Origin of the sequence: Exiguobacterium sp. SH1S1 (assembly GCF_004337245.1) — a bacterium.
In the GTDB taxonomy this organism is placed as follows: Bacteria; Bacillota; Bacilli; order Exiguobacteriales; family Exiguobacteriaceae; genus Exiguobacterium; species Exiguobacterium aurantiacum_A.
Genome location: NZ_SJUZ01000001.1, coordinates 876,393 through 903,287, shown reverse-complemented (window position 1 = coordinate 903,287; position 26,895 = coordinate 876,393). Strand labels below are relative to the sequence as shown.

Annotated in this window: 25 protein-coding genes; 14 read left to right on the top strand and 11 right to left on the bottom strand. The window is 54.3% G+C overall.

Annotation, left to right across the window (positions count from 1 at the left end; translation table 11 throughout):
- Window positions 1–37 precede the first annotated feature (37 nt).
- The 4 genes from EVJ23_RS04530 to gnd (EVJ23_RS04515) all read right to left on the bottom strand — a co-directional run bounded on the left by EVJ23_RS04530 (window position 38) and on the right by gnd (EVJ23_RS04515) (window position 4,412).
- On the bottom strand, window positions 38–340 hold the full coding sequence (locus EVJ23_RS04530; protein ID WP_131464474.1) for a hypothetical protein: 303 nt from the start codon (window positions 338–340) through the stop codon (window positions 38–40).
- Between the two features lie 245 nt (window positions 341–585).
- The gene (gene gntK, locus EVJ23_RS04525; protein ID WP_070328378.1) at window positions 586–2,085 is read right to left on the bottom strand and encodes a gluconokinase; all 1,500 of its coding nucleotides are present in this window, start codon (window positions 2,083–2,085) and stop codon (window positions 586–588) included.
- A 16-nt stretch (window positions 2,086–2,101) separates the two neighbouring features.
- Complete coding sequence (locus EVJ23_RS04520; protein ID WP_016507825.1) at window positions 2,102–3,445, bottom strand: GntT/GntP/DsdX family permease; 1,344 nt, start codon at window positions 3,443–3,445, stop codon at window positions 2,102–2,104.
- Between the two features lie 82 nt (window positions 3,446–3,527).
- Window positions 3,528–4,412 (bottom strand): phosphogluconate dehydrogenase (NAD(+)-dependent, decarboxylating), encoded by an 885-nt coding sequence (gnd, locus tag EVJ23_RS04515; RefSeq protein ID WP_070328380.1) that lies wholly within the window; start codon window positions 4,410–4,412, stop codon window positions 3,528–3,530.
- Window positions 4,413–4,596: 184 nt separating this feature from the next.
- Here gnd (EVJ23_RS04515) and EVJ23_RS04510 point away from each other — a divergent pair, with 184 nt between their 5' ends.
- Genes EVJ23_RS04510 through dcd form a run of 4 tightly spaced genes read left to right on the top strand, consistent with a single transcriptional unit; the run spans window position 4,597 to window position 9,019 of the window.
- A complete protein-coding gene (locus EVJ23_RS04510; RefSeq protein ID WP_070328381.1) occupies window positions 4,597–5,673 on the top strand; it encodes an NAD(P)/FAD-dependent oxidoreductase in 1,077 nt (358 codons plus the stop codon).
- Complete coding sequence (locus tag EVJ23_RS04505; protein ID WP_131464471.1) at window positions 5,673–7,247, top strand: nucleoside recognition domain-containing protein; 1,575 nt, start codon at window positions 5,673–5,675, stop codon at window positions 7,245–7,247. The genes EVJ23_RS04510 and EVJ23_RS04505 overlap by 1 nt, the downstream gene beginning before the upstream one ends.
- 12 nt (window positions 7,248–7,259) lie before the next feature.
- Window positions 7,260–8,480 carry a GTP-binding protein gene (locus EVJ23_RS04500; protein ID WP_131458519.1) on the top strand — a complete coding sequence of 407 codons (1,221 nt, stop codon included), beginning with the start codon at window positions 7,260–7,262 and terminating at the stop codon, window positions 8,478–8,480.
- A gap of 2 nt (window positions 8,481–8,482) precedes the next feature.
- On the top strand, window positions 8,483–9,019 hold the full coding sequence (dcd, locus tag EVJ23_RS04495; RefSeq protein ID WP_131458520.1) for a dCTP deaminase: 537 nt from the start codon (window positions 8,483–8,485) through the stop codon (window positions 9,017–9,019).
- A 71-nt stretch (window positions 9,020–9,090) separates the two neighbouring features.
- On the opposite strand, the gene EVJ23_RS15365 is transcribed toward dcd, so the two are convergent.
- Window positions 9,091–9,219 (bottom strand): hypothetical protein, encoded by a 129-nt coding sequence (locus tag EVJ23_RS15365; RefSeq protein WP_255569937.1) that lies wholly within the window; start codon window positions 9,217–9,219, stop codon window positions 9,091–9,093.
- Between the two features lie 65 nt (window positions 9,220–9,284).
- Here EVJ23_RS15365 and EVJ23_RS04485 point away from each other — a divergent pair, with 65 nt between their 5' ends.
- Window positions 9,285–10,133, top strand: a complete 849-nt coding sequence (locus EVJ23_RS04485; protein ID WP_131464467.1) for a MurR/RpiR family transcriptional regulator — start codon at window positions 9,285–9,287, stop codon at window positions 10,131–10,133.
- A 98-nt stretch (window positions 10,134–10,231) separates the two neighbouring features.
- On the opposite strand, the gene EVJ23_RS04480 is transcribed toward EVJ23_RS04485, so the two are convergent.
- Together EVJ23_RS04480 and EVJ23_RS04475 are read right to left on the bottom strand one after the other, a co-directional pair.
- Complete coding sequence (locus tag EVJ23_RS04480; RefSeq protein ID WP_161567009.1) at window positions 10,232–13,009, bottom strand: sensor domain-containing protein; 2,778 nt, start codon at window positions 13,007–13,009, stop codon at window positions 10,232–10,234.
- 285 nt (window positions 13,010–13,294) lie between these two features.
- Window positions 13,295–14,176: a manganese catalase gene (locus EVJ23_RS04475; RefSeq protein WP_131464461.1), complete on the bottom strand. Its 882-nt coding sequence runs from the start codon at window positions 14,174–14,176 to the stop codon at window positions 13,295–13,297.
- 232 nt (window positions 14,177–14,408) lie between these two features.
- Between EVJ23_RS04475 and EVJ23_RS04470 the strand changes: the two genes are divergently transcribed.
- From EVJ23_RS04470 to EVJ23_RS04445, 6 genes are all read left to right on the top strand, one after another.
- The gene (locus EVJ23_RS04470; RefSeq protein WP_131464459.1) at window positions 14,409–14,804 is read left to right on the top strand and encodes a hypothetical protein; all 396 of its coding nucleotides are present in this window, start codon (window positions 14,409–14,411) and stop codon (window positions 14,802–14,804) included.
- Window positions 14,805–14,883: 79 nt separating this feature from the next.
- A complete protein-coding gene (locus EVJ23_RS04465; RefSeq protein WP_131464456.1) occupies window positions 14,884–16,401 on the top strand; it encodes an FAD-dependent oxidoreductase in 1,518 nt (505 codons plus the stop codon).
- 216 nt (window positions 16,402–16,617) lie between these two features.
- Window positions 16,618–17,004 (top strand): DUF2512 family protein, encoded by a 387-nt coding sequence (locus EVJ23_RS04460; protein ID WP_131464454.1) that lies wholly within the window; start codon window positions 16,618–16,620, stop codon window positions 17,002–17,004.
- A gap of 18 nt (window positions 17,005–17,022) precedes the next feature.
- Window positions 17,023–17,223: a spore coat protein gene (locus tag EVJ23_RS04455; protein ID WP_131464451.1), complete on the top strand. Its 201-nt coding sequence runs from the start codon at window positions 17,023–17,025 to the stop codon at window positions 17,221–17,223.
- A 13-nt stretch (window positions 17,224–17,236) separates the two neighbouring features.
- Window positions 17,237–17,533: a spore coat protein gene (locus tag EVJ23_RS04450; RefSeq protein WP_131464447.1), complete on the top strand. Its 297-nt coding sequence runs from the start codon at window positions 17,237–17,239 to the stop codon at window positions 17,531–17,533.
- Window positions 17,534–17,671: 138 nt separating this feature from the next.
- Window positions 17,672–18,082, top strand: coding sequence for a hypothetical protein (locus EVJ23_RS04445; protein WP_131464445.1), 411 nt, complete (start codon window positions 17,672–17,674; stop codon window positions 18,080–18,082).
- Between the two features lie 127 nt (window positions 18,083–18,209).
- Here the strand turns inward: EVJ23_RS04445 and EVJ23_RS04440 are convergent, their stop codons facing one another.
- Entirely contained in the window at window positions 18,210–20,663 is a 2,454-nt protein-coding gene (locus EVJ23_RS04440; RefSeq protein ID WP_161567008.1) for a sensor domain-containing protein, read from the bottom strand.
- Window positions 20,664–21,308: 645 nt separating this feature from the next.
- Here EVJ23_RS04440 and EVJ23_RS04435 point away from each other — a divergent pair.
- Together EVJ23_RS04435 and tnpB are read left to right on the top strand one after the other, a co-directional pair.
- Entirely contained in the window at window positions 21,309–21,875 is a 567-nt protein-coding gene (locus EVJ23_RS04435) for a hypothetical protein (RefSeq protein WP_201739219.1), read from the top strand.
- 22 nt (window positions 21,876–21,897) lie between these two features.
- A complete protein-coding gene (tnpB, locus tag EVJ23_RS04430; RefSeq protein ID WP_131464439.1) occupies window positions 21,898–23,070 on the top strand; it encodes an IS200/IS605 family element RNA-guided endonuclease TnpB in 1,173 nt (390 codons plus the stop codon).
- Between the two features lie 71 nt (window positions 23,071–23,141).
- Here the strand turns inward: tnpB and EVJ23_RS04425 are convergent, their stop codons facing one another.
- From EVJ23_RS04425 to EVJ23_RS04415, 3 genes are all read right to left on the bottom strand, one after another.
- Entirely contained in the window at window positions 23,142–24,128 is a 987-nt protein-coding gene (locus EVJ23_RS04425; protein ID WP_131464436.1) for a metallophosphoesterase family protein, read from the bottom strand.
- Window positions 24,129–24,341: 213 nt separating this feature from the next.
- Window positions 24,342–25,223 carry a phosphogluconate dehydrogenase (NAD(+)-dependent, decarboxylating) gene (gene gnd, locus EVJ23_RS04420; RefSeq protein ID WP_131464433.1) on the bottom strand — a complete coding sequence of 294 codons (882 nt, stop codon included), beginning with the start codon at window positions 25,221–25,223 and terminating at the stop codon, window positions 24,342–24,344.
- Between the two features lie 59 nt (window positions 25,224–25,282).
- A complete protein-coding gene (locus tag EVJ23_RS04415) occupies window positions 25,283–25,495 on the bottom strand; it encodes a hypothetical protein (protein ID WP_070328395.1) in 213 nt (70 codons plus the stop codon).
- Window positions 25,496–26,005: 510 nt separating this feature from the next.
- Here EVJ23_RS04415 and EVJ23_RS04410 point away from each other — a divergent pair.
- On the top strand, window positions 26,006–26,884 hold the full coding sequence (locus EVJ23_RS04410; protein ID WP_236633719.1) for an LCP family glycopolymer transferase: 879 nt from the start codon (window positions 26,006–26,008) through the stop codon (window positions 26,882–26,884).
- Window positions 26,885–26,895 lie beyond the last annotated feature (11 nt).

Genomic DNA, 26,895 nt, shown 5'->3' with positions numbered 1-26,895 from the left:
CTCAATTTCTTGAAGACAATCAAGTCGAACAGAACTTCTATGTACTAGAAGTTCTGTTCGCTTGGTTATCTTTTTCTTTTTTGAAAATGCCAACTAACAGCAGAGTGAGTCCGATTAAGAAAATAATAGGGAAGATAAGCCACATGATTAATCCGGCCCAACCATTTTGGACACTAATTGCATAAGAGAGTCCAATCGAAAAAGCTAAAGCGGGTGAAATGGGAAGCATCAGAGCGATGCCCCATATTTTATATTTTTTCTTTCTCGATTCTCCTGTACTAAGCAAATAAGCCGCAAGTGCACCTATACATGCAATGATATATCCGACAGCAATGGCCACTGAATCAATCCCTTCTCCTGATGATCATCCTTTTCATTCACTAAAACTTATAACCCTTCCAAGAGCAGTGTAGACACTTTTAACCCTATCGTTATTTTCCAGATATGTAATTGAATATCCTTTCGTAATCCTGTCATTCATTCAAATGATCGTATTCCGATGACGGATGTACTTTAGCACCTGCGACCGCATCCGAATAATTGATTCCCTCAAAAAAACCGAGCCCTTGAAGGACTCGGCTTTTCTCATACATGCTTCCGCTGAAACGCAGCAATCGCTTCATACTCTTCCGCGAAATGACGCGATAAGCGAATATAGATCGGGAGCAGTTCCCGGTAGATTGTCGTCGCCTCTACGTCCGGAATGTGCTCATGCGTCACTTGCGGTACCGCCGTGAAGTCGTCGATGTCACCGAACGCATACTCGCCGAGCATGACCGCACCTAAGCACGAACTCTCATGACTTTCCGGCACGACGACCGGCGTGTCGAAGATGTCGGCCATCATCTGGCGCCATAGCTTCGACTGGGCGAAACCGCCCGTCGCATGGATCCGGTTCGGTGCGCCCGTCAGTTCGTCGAGTGCGAGCATGACCGTATACAAGTTGAAGATGACGCCTTCTAAGACGGCACGGATGAAGTGCTCACGCTTATGATGGATGCTTAGGCCGAAGAATGAGCCGCGCGCGTTCGAGTCCCAGAGCGGGGCCCGTTCGCCCATCAAGTACGGATGGAACAGGAGTCCGTCCGAGCCCGGCTTGACCGTTTCAGCGATACGCGTCAGTACATCATACGCATCCATGCCGAGCCGTTTCGCCGTCTCGACCTCGCTCGCTGCGAACTCGTCTCGGAGCCAACGCAAGATGATGCCGCCGTTGTTGACCGGTCCACCGATGACCCAATGCTTGTCGGTCAAGGCGTAACAGAAGATCCGGCCTTTCGGGTCCTCGACCGGCTCACGGACGACCGTCCGGATGGCACCGCTCGTCCCGATCGTGACGGCGACGACGCCCGGTTCGAACGCCCCAACACCGAGGTTCGACAGCACGCCGTCGCTTGCCCCGATAACGAGCGGGAAGTCCCAGCCGAGCGTCTCACGCACGTCTTGCTTCAATTGAATGATCTCGGTCGTCGGCACGAGTTCGGACAGTTGGTCCGGTGTGACGCCGGCGATATGTAACGCCTCCGCGTCCCAGTCGCACGTCTTCAAATTGAACAGACCGGTCGCCGAGGCGATCGAATGGTCGACGACGAAGCGTCCGGTCAGGCGATAGAAGACGTACTCTTTGATCGAGACGAACTTGGCGGCACGCTTGAACACGTCCGCATGTTCCGCTTTTAACCAACGCAGTTTCGACAGCGGCGCCATCGGATGGACCGGTGTGCCGGTGCGCATATGGAGCGCACTCGCGTCAAAGTCGCGTTTGATCTCCTGCGTGTACGGGTTGGCCCGGCTATCGGCCCAGGTGATACTGTTCGTGAGCGGACGCCCTGACACATCGAGTGCGATCAAGCTGTGCATCGCCGAGCTGAACGAGACGAAGCGGATCGGCCCGTCGGCTTGCGCCCGGACGGCACTGACTGCTTCAAGCACCGCCCCGTAGATGACGACCGGGTCTTGCTCGGCCGTCTCCGTGTCCGGGGTGAGGAGCGGATACAGCACGTTATGTACCGCGAGTTGTTGGTGATTCTGAAACAGGACGGCTTTTGTACTCGTCGTCCCAATGTCGACGCCAATGGTGTACACACAATCACTTCCTTTGTTAAATGATGAATAGGCTGATCAAGAAGACGACCGCAAATCCGGTCAGTCCGATAATCGTCTCCATGACGGTCCACGATTTGAGCGTGTCTTTCACGTCTAGACCGAAGTAGCGGTTGACGAGCCAGAAGCCCGAGTCGTTGACGTGTGAGAGGACAGTCGCACCGGAAGCGATGGCGATGACGATCAAGCCGAGCGCGGCCCCAGTGATGTTTTGAATCTCAAGAAGCGGCGTGATGAGTCCTGCCGCCGTGACCATTGATACGGTCGCTGAACCTTGGGCGACGCGGACGACGGTCGCAATCAAGAAGGCGAGCACGATCGCCGGAAGCGGTGACCCGGCCATCATCTCCCCAAGGACGTCACCGACACCTGAGTCGATCAAGATTTGTTTGAACACGCCGCCGGCACCGGTGACAAGGATGATGATCCCGGCCGGTTCGAGCGCTTTCGTCGCAATCTCTTGCACTTCGTCACGTGTGTAACCACGGCGCGTGCCGAGGAAGATGAACGTGAGGAGCGTCGCGATCGTCAAAGCGACGAACGGATGACCCATGAACGTCAAGAACGTACGAATCGTATTTCCTTCATCTAACAGTACCGCAGACAACGTGTTCGCAAGAATCAACACGAGCGGGATCGAGATGAGCGAGATGATCATTTTGAAACTTGGCAGTTCTTTCGATGTGTCGATCTCTTCAAATTCCATATAGTCCGGGATGGTGACGTGAATCTTGTTCGCGATGTACTTCCCGAAAATTGGACCGGCGAGAATCGCTGCCGGAATCCCGGCGATCACTCCGAACAAGATGACCCAACCGAGCTCAGCACCGATGAGGTTTGCGACCGCAATCGGACCTGGTGTCGGCGGGATGAAGCTATGTGTGACGGCGAGGCCGGCGAGGAGCGGGATGCCGTAGTAGAGCAGCGAGCGACCCGTCCGCTTGGCGAGGCCATAAACGATTGGAACGAGAATGATGAAGCCGACGTCGAAGAAGACCGGGACGGCGACGATGAAGCCGGTGATGGCGAGTGCCCATTGTGCCTTGTCCTCACCGAACTTGTTGACGAGTGTCTGGGCGAGACGTTCCGCGCCACCTGATACTTCTAACATTTTACCAAACATGGCACCGAGTCCGACGACGACGGCGACGAAACCTAGCGTCCCGCCCATCCCGTTCTGAATCGAGGTGATGACATCCCCGAGCGGCATTCCGGCCGCGATCCCAACGAGCAAGCTGACGAGCAAGAGCGAGACGAACGCATGAAGTTTCGTCCGCATGACCAAAAATAAGAGCAAGAAGATGCCGGCGACGGCGATCAAGATAAGTGTAGAGCCTGACATATTTAGTTCCCCCTTTACCGTATGTGTAACCGTTTACAAATTTTTACAAAGGAAAAGGCCACCCCTGACCTTCTCCCGAACATTATTTTTTGACGACCGCGTGGCCTCCGAACTCGTTGCGGAGTGCGGCGACGACTTTACCTGAGAACGTGTCGTCCTCGAGCGAGCGATAGCGCATCATGAGTGACATGGCGATGACCGGGGCCGCCGCCTGCAGTTCGAGCGCCGTCTCGACCGTCCATTTTCCTTCCCCTGAAGAATGCATGACGCCACGGATCTCATCGAGCTTGGCGTCTTTTTTGAACGCGTTCTCGGTCAGTTCCATGAGCCATGACCGGACGACCGAGCCGTGGTTCCAGACGCGGGCCACTTGTTCGTAGTCGTAGTCGAACGGACTCTTCTCTAAAATATCAAACCCTTCGGCAATGGCTTGCATCATGCCGTATTCGATGCCGTTGTGGATCATCTTGAGGAAGTGGCCGCTGCCGGCCGGTCCCGTGTACAAGTAGCCGTTCTCGACCGAGAGGTCCTTGAAGATCGGCTCGATGGTTGGCCACGCCTTCGCGTCACCGCCGACCATCGTGCAGGCCCCGTTGCGTGCACCGTCCGTCCCGCCGCTCGTCCCGCAGTCGAAGAACGAGATGTTCTTCTCTGCGAATTGCTCGGCGCGTGCGACCGACAATTTATAGTTCGAGTTGCCGCCGTCGATGACGATGTCACCGGGTTCGAGTCGCTCGAAGAGTTCAGTGAGAACCGTCTCGGTGATGTCACCAGCCGGGACCATCGCCCAGACGACACGGGGCGCCTCAAGCTTGTCGACGACGTCCTTAAGTGTCGGGACGATTTCAAACGCTGTCGTCGCCTCGACGCTCGACGCGTCCGTTCCGATGACCGTGTGGCCGTGGTCACTCAAATTGAGCGCCAAGTTGTAACCCATTTTACCTAATCCAATCAAACCGATTTTCATAACGTCACCTCAAAAAAAGAATTTTTTTCCGTCTCTAGTCCATAATATCAAATAAAATTCGATTTTCAATTTAATTTTTGAAATTTATTTCGATTTTTTTATTTGGCCGGTTTCTGACTTGACAATCCTACTCAAGCAGTTCTATAAATAGTAATGATTACGATTAAGGGATAGGAGTGGTCGAATGATTACCGTCATCGGAGCCGGACCCTCGGGCGTTGGAATGTCCATTTTATTGAAGAAGTTAGGATTACCTTTCGTCTTGGTCGACCGAGACGAAGTTGGGGCCAGTTTAGCGAAGTGGCCGGAAGAGACGACGTTTTTGACCCCGTCCTTCACGGCGCATGGTTTTGGCGCCCTCGATTTGAATGCAGTCGCACCGAATACGTCACCAGCGTATTCGCTCCATAAAGAGCGTTTCACCGGATTGGAGTATCAACGCTACTTAAAGAGTCTCGTTGCGTTTTATGAAATTCCGTTCGAGAAGCGAGGCATTTACAAAATTAAAAAACAAGGTGATGCGTTTAAGCTGAGCCACTCTGACGGGACTAGCCTGAGCGATTTTGTCATCGTGGCGACGGGTGAGTACGGTGCGCCGATCCAGCCGTTTGAGGCCGGCAAACACGTCTCGACCGTGACGGCGTATGACGAAGAGTCGACGAGTGTCATCATCGGCGGCGGTGAGTCGGCGGCAGATGCCGCCATCCATTTGGCCAAGCATCGCGACGTCCTCGTCCTAATGAAAGAACAATGGGGGACGCAGCATCATGACCCGTCGACGACGCTCTCACCTTACACGAGACAACGTTTGTTCCCGTTGCTCTCGGACGGGAGCGTCAAGACGCGTTTCGTGACCGTTCAAGCGATCACCGAACAAGATGGCATCTATTCGATCAAGACGGACGGCGGAACGGTCAAGACGGATCACGTCCCAATCGTCGCCACCGGCTATAAACCGAACCTCGGTCCGTTCCGCGAATGGTTCGAATGGGACGCCTCCGGTATGCCGGTCTTGAACGACCGAGACGGCTCGACGATTGACGAGCGTCTATTTTTAATCGGACCGAGTGTCCGGCAACGTAACGTCATCTTCTGTTTCCTTTATAAATATCGTCAGCGCTTCGCCGTCGTCGCCGAGACGATGTTGACACTGTCGGACCAGCAGGTGGACAAGGACCAGGCCGACGTCTTCAACGACTATATTGACAACGATATGTTCTTGGACGACTTGTCCTGCTGCGACGCCGGATGTGACTGCTGATGGACGTCGCACTGATCGGACTCGAATCGTCCGGCAAATCGAGCCTCCTCTATCGGCTGAGTCAGTACAAGACGGCCCGTGGCTTGAACCAGCGTGGGTCGACGACCGATGTCGTCTCGTTCGAGGCGAACGGACTGACGTTTCATGACATGCCGGGGCTGCGGCACGACACCGATTTCGAGCGCTATCGCCATGTGACGGACGAAGCGGACGTCCATGTCGTCTTTGCTCGGGCTCATCAGTTGATTCGTGAGTGGAAGCGGCTTGAACGGGTCCTCACGTCGGGCAAACGGATTTTGCTCGTCATCTCACACATCGACCGACTTGATGAGGATTCGCTGCGCCGAGTCGAGCACCAGTTGAAGAAGCGGCAAATTCCCCACGTCATGCTGCAGACGCCCGGCAGCACGTGGAAGACACAATCGTTTTTCAAACAGTTGACCGAGGCACGGGCACTGTCCTTAGCAGATGTCTCGGCCTTGACGAGTCTATACGTCAAGCAGACGGACCCGGTCAATCTGTTCTTGAAGCACCCTGTCGGCGGGGTCGTCGCAGCGGTGCTCACGATTATCCTGTTGTACGGGCTCCCGGTCGCCCTCGCCTATCAAGTGGCGAGCAGGCTCGAGCCGTTCATCGAGCGCTTCGTTGACGTCGGGTCGACGTTTATCGACGGGGCCTTTTTAACGACGATGCTGTTCGGCGATTTCGGTTTGCTGTCGCTCGGCCTCTATTCGTTCGTCTGGGCGTTCCCGGTCGTCGTCTTGCTCGGCGTGATGGTCGGTGTGACTGATGACACCGGACTGAAGGACAAGCTTGCGGACGCACTCGATCCGGTCATGCGCAAGCTCGGCTTGAGTGGCCAGGACTTGATTCCGTTCCTTGGTGGCTTCGGTTGCAACGTGACGGCGCTCGATCAGACGAAAGGGTGTCATGCGTGCACACAGAAGAACTGCGCCTCGCTCATCTCGATCGGTTCGGCGTGCAGCTATCAGATGGGGGCGACACTGTCCGTGTTCGGCGCCATCGGGAAGCCGATGCTCGTGTTCCCGTACGTGTTCAGCCTGCTCGTCATCTCGCTCGTGCACTTGAAGCTGTTTGCCCGTAAAGAAGTGCCGCTGTTCTGGCGGCATGAGACGTTCTTGCAGCCGGCCCAGGCCGCGAACGTGCTGCGCCACGTCCGCGACGTCGTCGGTCAATTCATGACGCAGGCGATGCCGCTCTTCTTGCTCATCTGTCTGGTCGCGGCGCTGCTCGATTGGACTGGGCTGATCGCGCTGCTCGAGTCGGCGATGACACCGATCCTGTCGCTCTTACAATTGCCGGCTGTCGGGGCGGCCGCCTTGTTCGCGAGCATCATCCGAAAAGATGGGATTCTATTGTTGAACGAATCGGCATCAGCCATGGCGACCGTCGACGTGTTCTTACTCGTCTTGTTCGCCTCAGTGGCGACGTCGTGTCTCGTTACGATGACAAAACTCGGCAAACTGTTCGGTTGGCGCCAGGCGACGCGGACGATCGCGCTTCAGTTCGCAACGGCGTTCGGCGCCGTCTTTATCTTGTCGCACCTATTATAAAAGGAGGAATACATGATGAACAAAATTCCAGTTACCGTCCTGTCGGGTTATCTCGGCGCGGGCAAGACGACCGTATTGAACCATTGGCTCAACAACCGCGAGGGCAAGCGTCTCGCCGTCATCGTCAACGATATGAGCGAGGTCAATATTGACGCCGCCTTGATCGACCAGGGCGGATTTGCGCGGACGGAAGAGAAGCTCGTCGAACTGTCGAACGGTTGCATTTGTTGCACGCTCCGCGACGACTTGTTGATTGAAGTCGAGCGCCTCGTCAAAGAAGGAGACTACGACGGGATCGTCATCGAGTCGAGTGGGATCTCGGAGCCGGTACCGGTCGCCCAGACGTTCACGTTCGCCGATGAAGAGAACGGGATTGACTTGTCGCGCTATACGAAAATCAATGCGATGGTGACCGTCGTCGATGCGTATGGATTCATGCAGGACGTCCGTTCGCGTGACGCACTCCTTGACCGTGACCAGGCCGTCGGTGACGAAGACGACCGGACGATCGCCGATCTGTTGATCGAGCAGGTCGAGTTCGCCAACGTCATCGTCTTGAACAAAGTGGACCGGATGACCCCTGATACGCTGAAAGAAGTCAGACAGACGCTGAAGGCGCTCAATCCGGGCGCGCTCGTCATCGAGTCGACGTTCGGTCAAGTGTCAACAGACATTCTAACGCTCGACTTGTTCGATTTCGAAGAAGCGCAGTTGAACGCCGGTTGGGTGCGCGAGCTGCAAGGCGGACATCATCACCACACCCCGGAAACCGAAGCGTACGGCATCTCGAGCTTCGTCTATCGGGCGAACCGTCCGTTCCACCCTGATCGCTTCGCCGCCTTTTTAGACAAGTGGCCAACCGAGGTCGTTCGGGCGAAAGGGTTCCTCTGGATCGCCTCACGACATAACCTCGTCAGCGAGTTCAGCCGGGCCGGCTTCCATCATTCGCTCGAGCACGTCAGCCGCTGGGTCGCGACGTTGCCGATGCTCGACCAAGACTATTACTTACGGGAGATGCCGGGCTTGTCAGAGCGTTGGGACACAGAGCATGGTGACCGCTCGACCGAACTCGTCATGATCGGAATCGGTTTTGACCAGACGACATTGACGGCCGAGCTCGATGCATGTCTCGCGACGCGTGCAGAGCTTGAGACAAACTTGAAGGCAGTCGACCGCTTACCGAGTCGGGACGCGTACGAGCGGATGATTCATGCGCTCGGGTTGGAGGCGTGACCATGATTTTATCCCGACAATCGATTGAGCGGGGCATGCAGTCAGGTTCGATTCGGGTCGACGGAGCGGATGCACTTCAGCTTCAACCGGCGTCTGTCGATTTGCGTGTCGGCCGGCACTACCTGCAAGTCGACCCGAGCCAGACTTCGATGTTGACGCTGGATGCGACTGCGGCGTATCTCGAATTCGAGACGGACAAGATGGTCATCCCGCCGAAGACGTTCGTGCTCGCGACGACGATGGAGTACGTGTCGATCCCGAACGACATGACCGCTTTTGTCGAAGGAAGGAGCTCGATCGGCCGGCTCGGTCTGTTCATTCAAAACGCAGGCTGGGTCGACCCAGGCTTTGAAGGGCGAATCACGCTCGAACTGTTCAATGCCAACCAAGTCCCGATTGAGATCGAGGCTGGGCGACGGATCTGTCAGCTCGTGTTCGCGAAGCTCGATGAGGCGACTGCGCCGTATGCCGGCAAATATCGGGGACAGCCGAGTGTCACGGCGAGTCGTGTCGCGGCTGACTTTGAAGTGACGCCTTGAGAATCGTCCCTTTTCAGATTTCGTTCTAACTGTACATAAACAAACCTCCGTCACGGTTGACGGAGGTTTGTTTATTCGAGTAATCGGTCGAGCGCTTGCCACGTCATCTTCTCGTTTGAAGCCTTCTCCGGTGAATATGCGAGCGACTTTGGCCGCATAGTCCTTGTCCCGAAGAAGTGAAGCGACAAACGCAGGAACATCGTCTCGTCATTGCGGAATTTTTTTCGGAAAGGTATCGTTAAGAGAGACGAAAGGGTGATAGATGATGGAATCGATGAATGGACTGGCCCGTATCCGCGGTGCCTATTCGACTCTCAGCAAAAAAGAACAACGAATTGCCGACTATATGTTGAAACAACCGGAACTGATCATTCACCATACGATCAATCAAGTGGCCGACGACTTAGATGTCGCCGAGTCGACCGTGTTCCGTTTCTGTCAGCGCGTCGGCTTCAAAGGGTATCAAGCGCTGAAGATCGCGCTCGCCTCGGATATCGTCGCACCGCTCCATGATATCCATGAAGACATCACGCCAGATGATACGCCACTTCAAATTGCCGAAAAAATTTTCGCGACGAACGTCAAGACGATCGATTCGACGCGCCAAATCTTAGAGGAGGCGACGATGCAGCAGGCGGTCGACTTGTTGCTGTCGGCCCGCCGCATCGAGTTTTTCGGGAGCGGCGGGTCGGCCGTGATCGCGCTCGATGCGTACCACAAGTTCGTCCGTAGCGGCCTGCTCGTCACGGCGAATTTAGAATCCCATATGCAGCTCATGTCGGCGTCACAGCTGACGACAGACGACGTCGCCGTCCTCATCTCGCATTCGGGCGCCTCGAAGGAGACGCTCGACGTCGCGCACGTCTGTCGGGATCGCGGCGTGCCGATTATCGCCATCACGAACTACGCCAAGTCACCGCTCTCAAAACTTGCTGACGTCGCTTTATATACCGTGTCGCAAGAGACCGAGTTCCGCTCCGAGGCGCTCGCATCGCGCATCGCTGAGCTCAGTCTGATTGATGCTCTGTTCACGGTCGTCATGATGCGACGCGGGGAAGTGGGACGGGACGCGCTCCGTCAGATGCGGGAAGCGATCTCACTTAGAAGAATGTGATGTCCCGTGGCTAAAGTGTGCCGAGCCTCGGAGAAACAAAAACAGGCAGCCTTTCCGAGACTTTCTCGAAACGGCTGCCTGTTTCTGTTTGCATCACGTCAACGCTTTTGTTCTTGAAGTGAGGTGACGACACGGTGGGCTTGGTGCTGGTCTTTATAGACCGCCTCGTACTCATACATGCCGTCGCCCATCTCGGTCATGGTGACGAGTCGGACGTAGACGGGAGCACCGGACGGGAGCACGATCTTCAATTCGACCTCTTCGAGCACCGGGAGCCGAATTTTTGCATAAAAATGAACGGACCGGAGACTGCTCTTCGTCAGGACGATCGGTGTCGAGCCGACGTGGACGATGCGGTCATGGAACCGATGGATCGTCACGCGTGCATCGAGCGAGAACACTTGCTGGGAATTCGCCGACGCCGTCTCAGTCGTTATCATGTAGCGTTCCTCGAGCGCCTTGACGAAATCTTCTTCACCGAGCGGGCGGCTGAACAAGTAGCCTTGGACGATGCGGCACTTGAGTTGGCGCACGGCCTCGAGCTGTTCGAGTGTCTCGACCCCTTCGATGACGACATTCATCGAAAATTCCTCGGCCATGAACAGGATCGTCCGCACGATCGCCTGTGACTTCTTGTTCTCATGCAAGTCAGCGGCGAACTGTTGATCGATCTTGATCGTCTTGATCGGATAGTTTTGTAAATAGGAAAGTGAGGAGTAGCCGGTCCCGAAGTCGTCGAGGGCGATCTGGACGTTTGCCGCCTCGAGCTGTTCGAGAACCTCGTGGATCTTAAAGTTGTCGCTTAACACGTCCGTCTCCAAGATCTCAATCTCAAAGAGCGACGCGGGGACGTTGTAGTGCCGAAGAACGCGTTTGATCGTCTCGGCGTAATTGCCGTGCAACAACCGTTTCGGAGACACGTTGATCGATACCGGGACGACAGGCAGCCCTCGTTGCTGCCAGTCCTGCAAGTACGCACACGTCCGTTTGAGCACCCAATCGGCCAGCTTGATATGAAGCTCACTCTCTTCAGACAAGGCGATGAAGTCGTTCGGTGGGATCCGTCCCCATTCCGGGTGCTGCCAGCGCACGAGCGCCTCGGCGCCGGTGATTCGGCCCGACCAGGCCTCGACTTTCGGTTGGAACTCGAGGAAGAGCTCGTCTTCCTCGATGGCACGCCGCAAGTCGTTGCCGAGCTGGTGCCGGCGAAACAACTCGATATTGAAGTTCGAGGTGTAGAACACGAACCGGTCCGCGCCGGCCGCGTTCGTCCGGCCGAGTGCCGTGTTGGCGTACTGGAGCAGCTCTTCGGCGACATCTGAGTCTTCTGGGTAGCGGCTCACCCCGACCGTGACGGGCGGGCGCCATTCGTAAGGTCCGATGTGGATGGTCTTGTCCTCGAGGCGGATGAGTGACTTGCAATGCAGGGCGAGGGCCGCCTCGTCCACCGCATCGGCTAACAGTAAGATGAATTCGTCCCCACCGAGGTGAGCGACAAAACTGCTTTTCGGGAGCCGGTGGAGCAACGCCGACGTCGCCGCGACGATCCACTCATCCCCGATGGCGTAGCCGAAGTCACGGTTGATGAGATGGATCGAATTGAAACTGACGGAGAGCACGGCGACATGGTCATGCTGTTCAATCCACTCTTCTAGCTCATGGACGAACAAGCTCCGGTTAGGCAGTCCCGTCAGCGAGTCGTGCATGGCGAGCTGCCAGATCTGCTCTTCCTGCTCCTTGAGACGGGACACGTCCCGAGCGACGCTGATGACCGCGACGGGAGTATCGCCTTCCATCTGAGGGATGAGCTGTTTCTCGACCCATCTGACCTCGTTGCCCGTGACGACCCTGAAGACGATTCGGACTGTCTCGCCGGCCTCGGCCTTCGTATGGGCGGCACGTACTTTCATCCGGTCGTTCGGATGGATCATGTGCCGATGGGCGTTCGGGTCGAGCGCCATCGCCTCTTGGGTCGTATCGAAGAGCACTTCGAAGCCACGCGTGTAAAACTCGAGATGGCCGGTGGCGAGCGTCTTCTTATAGATGGACGCGTCGACGTGGTCATAAAGTTCCTCGAGCCGTTTGGCATGGGCCGCAACGGTCTTTGTGAGCAAATGGTGTGCCGTCACGTTCGTGAAGACACCGCGCGCCGTGTCGTTGAATTTGCCCATTTTGCCCACGTAATGGTGCTCGATTGGACCGAGCAGACGAAATTCGAGCGGTTCTTCTAACGTTTGTCCTTGAAACAAGGCGTCGCGGACCCGTCTCGCGTTCACCTGGTCGTCAGGGTGCATCCGCCGGACGAGCTGGTCCCAAGAAGTGACGGGACGCCCGACGGCTTCGTGGAGGGAGTCCGAACACTTGAGGATGACGCCATCGACGTCGAAGCTGAAGTAAGTGAGACCGGGCGCTTCCGTGAGCAGCCGCTGCTCGTAGAGGAGCCGTTCCCGCTCGGCCTTCAAACGTTCCTCCTGCGTCACGTCCCGGGCGATCCCGTACACGCCGACGATTAGTTGATTGTCATAGGCTGGGATGTTCGTGATCTGTAGCGTCAGCACGCGGCCGCTCTGATGCAGGGCACGGCAAAGATACGTCTCTTCATTCCCCGTCAAGACGCGTTCGAACTGCTCGGTGACGAACTCGACATCGTCAGGATGGATGAACGTCGAAAAGTGTTCATACATCGCCGCTGTCGAATAGCCGAGCAGAAGGGCAAGTTTTTCATTCATGTCGATGAACCGACCGTTCACGTCGATCATATATACCGGGTCGAGGTGTCCCTCGACGAAGTTTCGGTCCTGCGCGGCTTTGGTGAGCGGCGCGGTACTAGCAGCCAATCTTGATTTCAGTCGATTCGTCCAGGCAAAACGTGTCATAAGTTCCCCCTTAGTATGATTTGAGACCGCAACGTCTCTCGTTATGATACAGATATAATATTTAACAAAACTGTTTTTCATTTTACATTTATTTGCAGACAGCAACGTTTACAAATATACGCTTATTTAGATGAGTAGTAAAATAGATTCATCATAAGTTCACAAAAAATGAGCAAAAAGACCTATTACGGAACTTGGTCTTGTATAACAGATGGTGGACGTGTACATAAAAAAGCGAGCCCTGTCCTCATGGACATAGGCTCGCTCTGTGTGAAATTGATGTCGTTATTTACCTTTGATTTGGTCGGCGACTTTCTTGACGACTTTCTCGACGCCGCCCGGTCCTTCATCGAGATCGTGATGAAGCGTATGATCAGGAATGGATGGTGTTGGTTTTTGTCCTTGCGGGGCCGGGTCGCTCAAGTAGACGAAGTCGCCCGCTCCGTCCGGCGCCGAACCCGTCGCCCATTTGCCTTGGCTCGACTCGTTGCCTTCGGAGAGGTCCCAGAACTCGAGGCCGTGTTTTTCGGCTTCAAGCTCGTCTTTCGCCGGGAACGTCGCTGGGACGACGATGCCGTTTTTCTCTTCGAGCTCGTCGATCGCCGCCATCCATTGATATTGGTGGTAGCGGTCACGGGCGAGCATCTTACGGAACACTTTCCGGACGCCTTCGTCTTTCGTCATATGATACAGGCGCGCGACTTGAAGGCGGCCTTGTGTCTCCGCGTGCAAGTTCGAGCGCATGTCGGCGAGCAAGTTGCCGCTCGCGACGATGTATGATCCGTTCCATGGTACGCCATTCGAGTTCGTCGGCAGTCCGCCGAGCCCGCTGACGATTAAGTGTTGCGGGTTCATCCCGCCGAGAATGGCCGCCGTCGCCGGGTCTTTCGCCGCTTCGGCCTGATCGTCAGGCGATGCACCGTCGAGCAGCTGCGAGATGAGCGCGCAAAGCATCTCGACGTGGCCAATCTCCTCGGTGCCGATGTCCATGAGCATGTCTTTATATTTCTCTTCCCCACGACAGTTGAACCCTTGGAATAAGTATTGCATCATGACGGTCATTTCCCCGAACTGGCCGCCGAGCACTTCTTGAATTTGACGGGCGAGCTGTGGATCTGGACGATCGACCTTCACTTCGAACTGTAACTCTTTCTGATGACGAAACATGATATTCCTCCTTTTTTGAACAAACGGTGAATGAACAACAGTATAGTAGTACCACCCTCAACATATTCAAAACCTAAATTTAGCAGAATTTTGGAATATACAAGGTGGGGTATTTTCCGCCATTTTTTAAGTCGACCCTCGATTTTTTGGAGGAAATGGATTACTTCTGTCCGTATGGTGGAATAAATACACATGGAAGACATAAGGTTTAGAGACGAGAGAGGAATTCGCCATGCATAACATTGAATTTTTGACGCCTGACCATTACCAGACGTTCAAGCAGTTGGCACACCGCTTGGCTGACCCAGGGAAGGCGAGCCGCGAGTACTTCTCGGTGCTATACTTGATCTCAGGGAATGCGAGCGTGCGGGATATCTTGCTGCCCTACGTGGACTTAGAGACAGGGGAGATTCAGACGGAGACGATTATCGATGACAACACGTTCGACAAAGAAGCGCTCGTCCTCGTCAAGCTCGTCATCCATCTATATGACAATAAAGAATGGGTGCTACCGACCGAACTGCTCGGCTTGCTGGGGGAAGACTACAAACTCGCCATGCAGGCAATCACGCTTTGCCGGGCAGAACAGTTCGATACAATCACAATCACCGAGAACAAGGAGGCCTGACGCGAGGTCTCTTTTTTGTTTTCCTCCATCAAATGAAGGGTAATTCAACCATGCATTCACAATTGAAGGAGGGGATCATATGTTACAAGATTTTCCGAAGTCATATTGGCGTGACGTCGCCGGGGAGAAGACGGCATCGCTCCAAGCGGATATCAGCGCGGACGTCGCGGTCGTCGGGGCCGGGATCGCCGGTGTCGTGACGGCGCTCGAACTCGCCAAACAGGGCAGAAACGTCGTCTTGATCGAGGCGGCCGAATTCGGGAGCGGGACAACCGGATATACGACAGCGAAAGTGTCAGCCCAGCATGGCATCGTCTATGCCGAACTGATTAAGTCGCTCGGTGAGGAGAAGGCGAAGCTCTATTACGAAGCGAATATGGACGCGCTCCATTATTTGTCGCAACAGGTCGAACAGTATCAACTCGACTGCGATCTCGAGCATCAGCACGCTTACATGTACAGCGACTCGTCGTCGAGTTCGGCGAAGCTACTCGAGAAAGAAGACGAGGCGTACGCTAAACTCGGCATCAATGGCGGGGACGCGACCGACGAGGTGAACGGCTTGCTGCCGTATGCAGTGAAGAAGGCGACCGTCATGCGCGATCAGCTCCAGTTCCACCCGGTCAAGTACTTACAAGGTCTCATGAAGCAGTTTATCGAGCTCGGGGGCACACTTTACGAGATGACACGCGTCACGAAAATCGAATATGGGACGCCGAACGTTCTGTCGACATTGACAGGCCACACCGTGTCGGCGAAAGACGTCGTCGTCGCGACCCATTTCCCGTTCAACGACTTCAAAGGGCTCTATTTCGCGAAGATGGAGATCGAGCGGTCATACGTCGTCGCGGCCGAGGTCGATCAGTTCCCGGAAGGCATGTTCATCAGTGTCGACTCCCCGAGCCGTTCGCTTCGTCACATCAAACGCGATGGCAAGAAGATCGCCATGTTCGGCGGAGAGAACCATTTATCGGGACATAAAGAAGAGACGAAGAAGTGTTATGAGCATCTCGGCGAGTTCGCCGAGCGTCACTTCGGTGTTGACGAGTTCACGCACCATTGGTCGGCCCAGGACATGGTCACGCTCGACAAGGTCCCGTATATCGGGCGGATGACGAATGATACGCCGCACGTCTATGTCGCGACCGGGTTCTCGAAATGGGGGATGAGTCAAGGCATCGTCGCCGGTCGTTTGATCGCCGACTTGATCACGAGTCAGCCGAACCGGTATGAAGACTTGTATGACCCGACCCGGTCGAAATGGAAACTTGCCGACGCGGCCCGATTCGTGAAGACGAACGCCGACGTCGCCAAAGAGCTCGTCAAAGGAAAAGTGAAGCCGGTGACGAAACAGCTCGACGACCTCGGGTTCGATGAAGGCGCGATCGTCAATCATAACGGCGAGCACGTCGCCGCATATCGGGACCCGGACGGCAAAGTGTCGCTCGTAGGCTCGAACTGTACACACATGGGCTGTACGGTCAATTGGAACAATGCGGAGCGGTCATGGGACTGTCCGTGCCACGGCTCGCGTTTCAAACCGAACGGCGAAGTCATCGAGGGACCGGCCGTCAAGTCACTTCCGACGAAGAAGTGACTGTCATGTAATTGTAAATGTTTGTAGAAAATGTTAGGTGTATAAGGAAAATAAGCGAAATGTCCTCATCTGAAGCGGATGAGGACATTTTTTGTTTAAGGAAAAGGACAGCTGTTGTTATGCCACGATAGAATTGTGAAAATATCTTGTTTTTTCGTGAGACGTTCGGGAAACATGGTCTAAGACACGAACGATAAAGAAAGGAGGTTAGCAGTCATGGAAATCAATCATATGAAGGCGTTGACGATTAAGCATGGGGCGCTGCTCGTCGTTTTCATCGCCGTCTTGACGCTTGGCTTTGGCGTCCCGTGGTATCACGCCGCGTGGATTTCGTTCATGGTCGGCATCATCGCCTATTGGCTCGGGGACATGTTCGTCTTACGAAAGTTTGGCAACATCGTTGCGACCGTGGCCGACTTCGGACTCGTCTTCTTCTTGACGTGGTTTTTCCTTTGGATCTTGGACTTCGATATTCGGACGGAGACGAGCTTTGTCTTGCTGGCACTCTATACGGCGCTCGTGACCGCGGTCGTCGAATTCCTGTTCCACGGGTGGTTACTCAAACATAAACGGGAGAAAGCCGACGCACCGGTTACGCGCTAACGAAAAGGAGGAATAACGATGGCTAAAAACAAGCTCGCCATTCACGAAGTGTTGGAGATACATGAGATGTTGACGTTGAAGCAAGCGGGACTCGTCAAAGGGTATGTGAGCGAGCCGCTCATCAAAGATGACAAGTTAAAGAAGATTGCGCGGAAACAGTTGAAGAACGCCGAGCAGGCGGTCAGTGAGCTGAAGCAGTTGTTGCCGAACAAGGCATAAGGGGGAAAAACGTATGGGAATCGCAGAAAACTTGAAACGAGCCAGCAAACAACGCGACGAACTGATCGCGACAGATCTGCTTATCACGGCCAAGTCAGCCGTTCGGGCCTATGCCGTCGCCGTCACGGAGACGGCGTCGCCTGACGTGCGAAAAGTGCTCATCAAACAGCTAAACCAAGCAATCGAGGATCATGCCGAAATCGCTGACTACATGATCAAAAATGACATGTACATGGCGTACGACATCGAGAAGCAACTGAAGCACGACAAAGAAAAAGTCGACAAGGCGAACAAGTTGATCAATAAGTGACGGGACCGGCGTTCGCCGGTCTTTTTTTGTGGGAGCGAGATGGAAAGATTGCGGAATAAGCTGTGAGCAGGGTTACGTTTTGGCAAAGCGTGGAAATGATACATATCTAGTGAAAAACGGATAGAAAGGCTGAGCGCTATGAATAACATCGACTTCTTGTCGGCTGACCACTATCGCGTGTTCAAACAACTGGCGCAGCAGTTACAAGACCCAGGGACAGCGTGGAAAGAATATTTTTCGGCGCTGTACGTGATCGCGGGGAACGAGCGGGTGCGCGACATTTTTCTGCCGTACATTAATCTCGAGACAGGAAAAATCAACACATCGACCATCATCGACGATAATACGTTCGAGAAAGGCGAGCTCGTCCTCGTCAAACTCGTCATTCATCTATACAACCATAAGGAATGGGTGCTACCGACGGAACTGATCAGCTTGCCGCAAGAGGACTATCAACTCGCGATGCAAGCGATCACGCTCTGTCGCGATGACCAGTTCGACGGAATCGTGATCCCGACAGCCGACGAGACAGAGACACGCGGGAAATGAACGAACGACCATCCCTTCAGAGCGAAGGAATGGTCGTTTTTATTGTGTCGTTTTTCTCGCTTTGAAGCTTCGCGTGAAGAACACTTCGAGATAAAAACATTTGAAGTTTTTCAGTGCCCTCGACTGATCACAAAGAGCTTTTCGGGACTTGCGTGTTTTGTTGAAGCGTCATCATGACACGGTGCGATTCACTCGTATCGAGATAGCTCGCCTCGTATTCGAACAGACCGCTTTCGAGCTCGGTCACACGGACGAGTCGGACGAGGATATCTGTCTTGTCACCGACTTGTGGCAAGAGGATCTTTAATTCGATGGCCTCTGTGACCGGCAGGCGAACCCGGGCGTAAAAATGCAGGCTTTGCAGCCCGCTCTTCGTCACGAGAATCGGGGTCGAGCCGATCGACAGCTCCCGGTCGTGGAACTTGTGGATCGTCACGCTCGCCTCGAGCGAGAACGCCTGTCGCGTGGCGGCTGGACCGACCGTCTCCGTCGTTGCTAGGAAGCGGTGCTCGAGCGCCCGTTCGAACTGCTCGGCGCCGAGCGGACGGCTGAACAAGTAGCCTTGGACGATGCGGCAGTTGAGGCGTCGGACGACATCGAGTTGTTCGAGCGTCTCGACGCCTTCGATGACGACGTCCATCGCAAACTCCTCGGCCATGAACAGGATCGTCCGTACGATCGCCTGTGACTTCTTGTTCTCATGCAAGTCAGCGGCGAACTGTTGATCGATCTTGATCGTCTTGATCGGGTACTGCTGCAAATAAGATAACGACGAGTAGCCGGTCCCGAAGTCGTCGAGGGCGACACGGATATTGGCGGCGTCGAGCTGTTCGAGCGTGTCGTGAATCTTCCGATTATCGCTCAAGACATCGGTCTCTAATATCTCGATCTCGAGCAGCGACGGTGTGAGTGTATAGCGGCGGAGCGCCCGCGTGACCGTCTCGGCATAGTGCCCATGCAACAGTCGTTTCGGTGACACGTTGATCGACACCGGGACGACGGGGAGGTCTTTGTCCTGCCATTCGCGGAGATGGGCGCACGTATGGTGGAGCACCCAATCGGCGAGTTGGATGTGGAGGTCGCTCTCTTCAGACAACGGGATGAAGTCGTTCGGCGGAATCCGTCCCCATTCGGGATGTTGCCAGCGGACGAGCGCCTCGGCCCCGACGATCCGGCCCGACCAGGCGTCGACTTTCGGTTGGAATTCAAGGAAGAGTTCGTCTTCTTCGATGGCGCGACGCAAATCGTTGCCGAGCTGATGTCGCCGATACGAGTCGATATTGAAGCTCGAGGCGTAAAAGACGAACCGGTCCATACCCGGCAAGTTCGTCCGGCCGAGTGCCGTGTTGGCGTACTGCAGCAGCTCTTCGGCGACTGTCGAATCATGCGGATAGCGGCTGACACCGATCGAGACGGGTGGTCGCCATTCGTACGGGCCGACTTGGATATGCTTCTCCCCGAGTTTGAGCAAAGACTGGCAGCTCATGATCAACGAGGGCTCATCCGTGACATCGGGCAAGAGCAACATGAATTCGTCACCCCCGAGATGACCGACGAAGCTGCCGTTCGGCAAACGATGGAGCAGGGCCGACGTCGCCGCGACGATCCAGTCATCTCCGACGGCGTAGCCGAAGTCGTGATTGATCCGGTGAATCGAGTTGAAGCTGATCGTCAGGACCGCGATGTGCTCGTGCTGCTCCATCCGTTCGCCCAGCTCATAGAGAAACAGGCTCCGGTTCGGCAGACTAGTGAGCGAGTCGTGCATGGCGAGCTGCCAGATCTGTTCTTCTTGTGTCTTCAGACGGGTGATATCGTGGGCGATACTGATGACGGCCATGACCGTGCCGTCGTCGTCAAACTTCGGGATGAGGCGTTCCTCGACCCATTTGACGCTGTCGGTAAAGCTTGTCCGGTAGAGGACGGTCGTTTCCTGCCCCGCTTCGACACTTGCATGGGCGGCCCGGACTTTGGCCAAGTCGTTCCGATGGATCGCGTGATGGCAAGATGTCGGGTCCTCACCCATCGCTTGCGGTGCCGTCTGGAACAACGTCTCAAATCCGGCGGTATAAAACTCGAGCTTACCGGTCCGTAAATCTTTTCGATAGATGGACGCCTCAACGTGCTTGTATAAGTCGCGAAGCCGTCCCACCTCGTCCTTTAAGCGGTCGTCTTGCGTGATGTCCCGGGCGATCCCGTACACACCGACGATCAAGTGGTTGTCATAGGCAGGGATGTTGGTGATTTGCAGCTTCAACATGCGGCCGTCCTTCTGTTTCGCCATGCATGTGTACGTCTCTTCAGTTCCTGACAGGGCGCTTGCGAAATACGTTTGGATCCGTTCGGCGTCCGCTTCGGTCGTGAAGCGGGCGAAGTGCGTGAACAGCTCACGCTTCGTGTAGCCGAGCAAGAGCGACAGTTTCTCGTTGGAATCGACGATGTTCCCGTGAATGTCGAGTAAGAAGACCGGGTCGAGGTGTCCTTCGATGAAGTGGCGGTCGTTCGTGACGTCAGCGAGTGCGATCGGTAAGTCAGTGGCAGCCAATCGAGATTTGAGCGGATTGATCCAGTTGAACCGAGTCATAGTTTCCTCCTTAATCTGAATATATCGAGTCAGGAACGGTAAAGCATTCCTAATTTTCATTTCCAATCATTACAAAAACAGCAGCGTTTACAAATATACGCATAATTTGACGAGTAGTAAATATGTTTGAGTGAAGAGTCAATAAAACGGGAAAATAGACCTGAAACGTCGCGACATTAGAAGAATCGGGCGATCGTTTATATGTATGCACCAATATGAATGAAATCACATTATATATTTTTTGTGTATATTATTTCCATATAATGATAGCGGGGGGGTGATCGTAGCGAGACTGTGATTCGAAGCGCTGAACGTGTCAGCCGACAGGCCAGCATACCCGTAATATGAAAACGAGCGAATCATGCGTCTCAAAGTATACACCTAATTCAAGGAACGGTCATAACATTCGTAAAAGCGATGTGCCATCACATGATCGACGACCCGGCTCGCGCGGTGACATGCATGCCACGGACGAAACGTGAGGATAAATCGACCTTGTCCCTTGAGCTCGGGGCAACTTGTGCTCGCAGACGAGGGATAGGCCGAGCTTCGCCCGTTGCTTGACCAGATGAAAGATATGGTGCCGGAAAGCACCATCCAAGAAGACAGGCGGTTCATTCTTAGACGGTTAGAAGGTGCAGTCTGGTGAACAAATCAATGATCAGCTATGTCGCTGCCTTATTTTCGCTACTCTTGGTCGGAATTCTATTTGTCCAGTTGCTTAGACTCGACTATGGCCACCGGTTGATCCCGACCAAAGCCCATGAAGCGAGAGAGTTCAAAACGCTAGCGGGTGAGAGCAGAGAACTTGAAGGAGAGCCGATCGACATCTACATTCATCAAAACGAGGACGAATTGTCCGAGGCGATTTTGACGAACTTCAAATACGCACTCGACTACGCCAAACTCCCATATACATCGATCACGGCTGCACAGATCGAGGAGCTCGACCCGTCGCCGCATAACGTGCTCGTCTTGAGCGGGGAAAACACGGAGCAGTGGCCGTACGAGACGATCAAACAGTTCGTCGAACAAGGGGGGCGTCTCTATATCGCCGGACGTTTCATCGATGCGAAGTGGGCCGACCTCGTCGGCGTCAGCGATTTCGGGGACTTTCTGGACGGGGTCAACGGGCTTATCTTTGAACGAGAACTCTTCCCGGGCTATGTCGATCTGCCGCTAGACTCTGAATTGTTTATCCATTGGGTATAAATACCCAAAGGGGGTGAATATCATGTTGAAGCATAAGGCTTACAAATTCCGAATATATCCGACAAAGGAGCAGGAAATCCTGATTGCCAAGACAATCGGTTGTTCACGTTTCGTCTTCAACCACTTCTTAGCGAAGTGGGAAGAAACCTACAAGACGACAGGAAAAGGCTTGTCCTACGGTTCCTGTTCGAAAGAAATTCCTACCTTGAAGCAACAGTTTGACTGGCTAAAAGAAGTCGATAGCACATCTGTCCAGACCAGCGTCAAACATCTAGCCGAGGCGTATGACCGCTTCTTCAAGAAGCAGAACGAACGGCCACGGTTCAAATCGAAGCGGAACCCCGTCCAATCCTATAAGACGAACATCCAAGGCAAGTCTCAACTTCCTGAGGTGTCGATCGTCGGCAACAAGCTCAAACTTCCGAAGTTGAAGTGGGTCCGGTTCGCCAACTCGAAGCAGGTCGAGGGCCGCATCTTGAACGCCACGATCCGACGTAACGCCTCAGGTAAATACTTCGTCTCCCTCCTCGTCGATCAGGAAATCAACGAACTGCCGAAGACCGGCTCAACCGTCGGCGTCGACGTCGGACTCAAGAACTTCGCTATCCTGCCCGACGGCACGGTGTACCAAAACGACCGCTATTTTCGCACGCTTGAGAAGAAACTGGCGCGTGAGCAACGCAAGCTCTCCCGTCGTCAGCTCATCGCCCTGAACCGGAACATCAAGCTGTCCGAGGCGAAGAACTATCAAAAACAAAAGCGCAAGGTCGCCCGCATCCATGAGAAGATCGCCAACAAGCGTACCGACTTCCTGCACAAGGTGTCGACCGAGATCGTCAAAAACCACGACGTCATCGGCATCGAGACCTTACAGGTGAAGAACATGCAGAAGAACCGGAAGTTGAGCAAATCCATCTCCGAGGTCAGTTGGTCGGAGTTCTTCCGCATGCTCGAATACAAGGCGGACTGGTACGGGAAGACCGTCGTGAAGGTCGGCAAGACCTTTGCCTCGAGCCAGCTCTGTTCGAGTTGTGGCCATCAACACAAAGACGTGAAGCATCTTGGTCTGCGTGAGTGGACATGCCCGGGCTGCGGGATCCACCACGACCGCGATGTGAACGCAGGACTGAACTTGAAACGAGAGGCTGAACGAATCTTGGCCTCTTCAACCGTCGGGACGACGGGGCTAGCCTGATCAGGTTCCGGTCGTTAGACCGGATGACTCAGGAATCCTCCACCTCTAAGCGAAGCGTAGGTGGGGGTAGTTCAATGGGTGGTCGCTGTCGCCTTGAAGGAACGACGATAAAAATCTTCGAATCTAATTTCATTACGAAGCAGCGTTCGACCAGTCATACAGACGCGCGTGACGTTTTGACTTCGGTCACTCGGAGTGACGAAGTAATCGTCCGGATAACGTGTCAAAATGGCGCAGACGAGGAAACGCATGACGGAATCATCATCCGTTATCCAGCCGTCGTTGTCCCAATCGATATTATCGAGCGACAGGCAAATCCGGTCCTCATTCCGGTCGAATCGGTTGAAGGCGATGCGTCTTGTCTCCGGTCCTTCGAATGGACGGAACTCATGGGTCACACCGTCTGGAGAAATCGTCCCGATGACGTAACCTGTTGTCCAAGCCTTGCCGCTTCCGTCCCAGACGGAGAAGACATGGCCCGGGTAGACGAACGGGACACCGCCACGAGTAAATGGCTGTTTATACTCATGCAAATGACCTAACGCATAGTAGTCGTAGCCGAGCGAGGCGACAACGTCTTTAGGGAAGTCGGTACGATTGCCGTGGGTCAGAAACAGATTCGGATAAGCGTCTCGTCGCTGTGGCACAGTTACAAAGGATTCAGACAATCCAATTCGTCTAGCTTCACAACTAAGACCATATATACCGGCACCGAGTCGTACATCGAAGACGTAGTCGGGTTCCAAGAAACAATGGACGTGCTCAACCGTCTCCCATACATCCGTATAGACTGAACGATGTACATCGTGGTCACCGAAGATGATGTATACGGATGCACCGAGTCTTGTCCAGTCTCGTAAATATGGAAGGAAGTCATTCGGATCGCTCACTTCGATGTCACCGGCGACGAGAACTGCCTGGATGCTTTCGGTATGGATGACGTGAGCCAACTGATTGAGTTTGTCTCGCTGAATATCAAAACTTGAATGTTCTACAAGGATGTTCGTGTCGTCATATCTTGCGTGATGGATATCGGCGATGTGAATGAAACGGGTCATGGCTCAGCCTCCTCTAAGTCTCGTCTACATTGCCCGATTCCAAAGCTACGTGTCGATCACGCGTTTCCGGAAAGAGCAGCGTGGTGGAGCGACATCGTTGTTCGTACTTGCAACATTTATATATCCCAATTGCATCAACCACTGACGAGACGAGGTCGGATGGACAAATGTCACAACGCAAAAGACCGATCCAAAACGGATCGGTCTGGCCGTTCATTTCTTCTCGACCGCATGCCCACCGAACTCGTTTCGTAGCGCGGCGACGACCTTTCCGGAGAACGTGTCCTCCTCGAGCGAGCGTTGGCGCATCATGAGCGACATGGCGATGACCGGTGCCGGGACGCCGTATTCGAGCGCCGTCTCGACCGTCCACTTGCCTTCACCCGACGCATGCATGACGCCTTTGATCTCGTCTAGCTTCGCGTCCTTGTGGAACGCGCTCTCGGTCAACTCCATCAGCCACGAGCGAACGACGGAACCGTGATTCCAGACACGGGCGACTTGTTCGTGGTCGTAATCGAATAGGCTCTTCTCGAGAATCTCGAACCCTTCGGCGATCGCCTGCATCATGCCGTACTCGATGCCGTTGTGGATCATCTTGAGGAAATGCCCGCTGCCACTCGGCCCGGCGTACAAGTAGCCGTTGTCCGTCGACACGTCTTGGAACAATTCCTCGATCTTGCCGAACGCCTCGATATCGCCGCCGATCATCGTGCAGGCGCCGTTGCGTGCGCCTTCCATACCGCCACTCGTCCCGACGTCGAAGAAGTAGATCAGTTTGTCGTTGAAGTGCTCGGCCCGCCGCATCGACTCCTTATAGTTCGAGTTGCCGCCGTCGATGACGATATCCCCTGGAGACAACAGCGCATGCAAATCGTTCAACACACGCTCGGTCACGTCACCGGCCGGTACCATCACCCAGACGACGCGCGGCGCTTTCAATCCGTCCACGACCGCTTCGAGCGAATCGAGCGTCTCGAACTGGCTCGTCGACACGTTGCCCGGGTCGTAACCGAGCACGCGGTGGCCCCCATCCGTCAAATTGAGCGCCAGGTTGAGTCCCATCTTGCCAAGTCCAATCATTCCTAGTTCCATGTTCGCTCCCCCAATCAATTGGTTTAGTCTTTATAAGGGTTACCCGAAATGGAGCGGATTCAAAAGAGAGGATTTATATCATCGATCCGGTAGGCGAGGATCGACCCGATTCGAATCTTCTGTCCATCACTCGCCTCGATGAAGTCGTTGAGCGGATTGGCCAACTGGAGCGTCTGGTTAAATGTCCGTTCGGCCTGGTGCCTCGAACTCCCGTAAATAATGAATGAAAACGGCTCTTTTTTCTCGATAAAACACGTGACGACGAAACGCATCCGTCTATCCCCTTCGCAAAATAATTGGATTTCAATTACATTTACATGATTTCTTATACAAATATTACAAAAAATAATGCGTTTGTACTATAAGGCTTTTTAGAAATAAGGAAACGGACCTAAAAAAACAATCGATCGAGGGCGTCCCCGATCGGTTTCGTAAGAATTAGAACTGCGTGTTGCGACCTTGTGCCCATAGTGATCGGAATGGTAGCGGTTTCGGTTTTTGGAGCTCAGGGTACGATTAAAAAAAGATATGCCAGAAAAGCTAAACCTTTTTTCAAAACCGGCCGATAAAAATAAGCGAGTGAATGATTCGACAACAATCGGCAACCATTTACCTCTTTTATAAAAAATAGGAATATTAAAATAAGGTGCATGCTAAAATAAAACCTATGTGAAATTGACTACAGGTTCGAGGAAAGGTGCAATGTCATGGAAGAGCAAAAGAAAAAGAGAGTCAAGAAACGTCGTAGGAAGAAAACGCCCGCAAAACGCATCGCGTTGATTGTGGGGATCGTCGTCGGACTGTTCCTGCTCATCGGAGTCGGGGTGGCAGCTTATTTGTATAACCAAGTGGACTCGACGGTCAGTCGTTTGAACGAGTCGGCCGGGCTCAGCCCGGAACGGATGAACAAGCAGACGATCAACGACAAGAAACCGGTATCGGTCCTGTTGCTTGGTGTCGACCGCCGTGCCGACGAGCAAGGCCGCAGCGACTCGATCATCGTCATGACACTCAACCCGAATACGGATGCGAGCGCGATGCTCAGCATCCCGCGCGACACGAAGACGGAGATCGTCGGCAAAGGCACGACCGATAAGATCAACCACGCCTATGCGTTCGGCGGTGCCGAGATGGCGCTCGCGACGGTCGAGAACTTACTCGACATCCCGATCGATTACGTCGCCGAAGTCGATATGAAAGGGTTCCAAGACACGGTCGACCTTCTCGGAGGCGTCGAAGTGACGAACAAGTTCGCCTTCACGTCAGGCGACTATTCGTTCGAGCCAGGCACGATCAACTTGTCAGGCCCCGAGGCGCTCGCGTACACGCGGATGCGCTACGACGACCCGAGTGGTGACTTCGGTCGCCAAGAGCGTCAGCGTGACGTCATCACGGCGCTCGTCAACGAAGGCAAAGACGATTTCTCGATCTCGAAATTCAACAATATGCTCGACGTCTTAGGCAATAACGCGAAGACGAACATGACATTCAAAGACATCCGGACACTATCGGCCGACTATATGGCCGCCTTCAAAAACCAGGACGTCCTTCGACTCGAAGGCACTGGCGGCAAGGCTGACGACGGCATCTATTACTGGAACCCCGATGCGGCCTCACTTGAAGACGTGAAGTCGTATCTCGGCGAATTGATGGAACAATGACAATGGCGCCT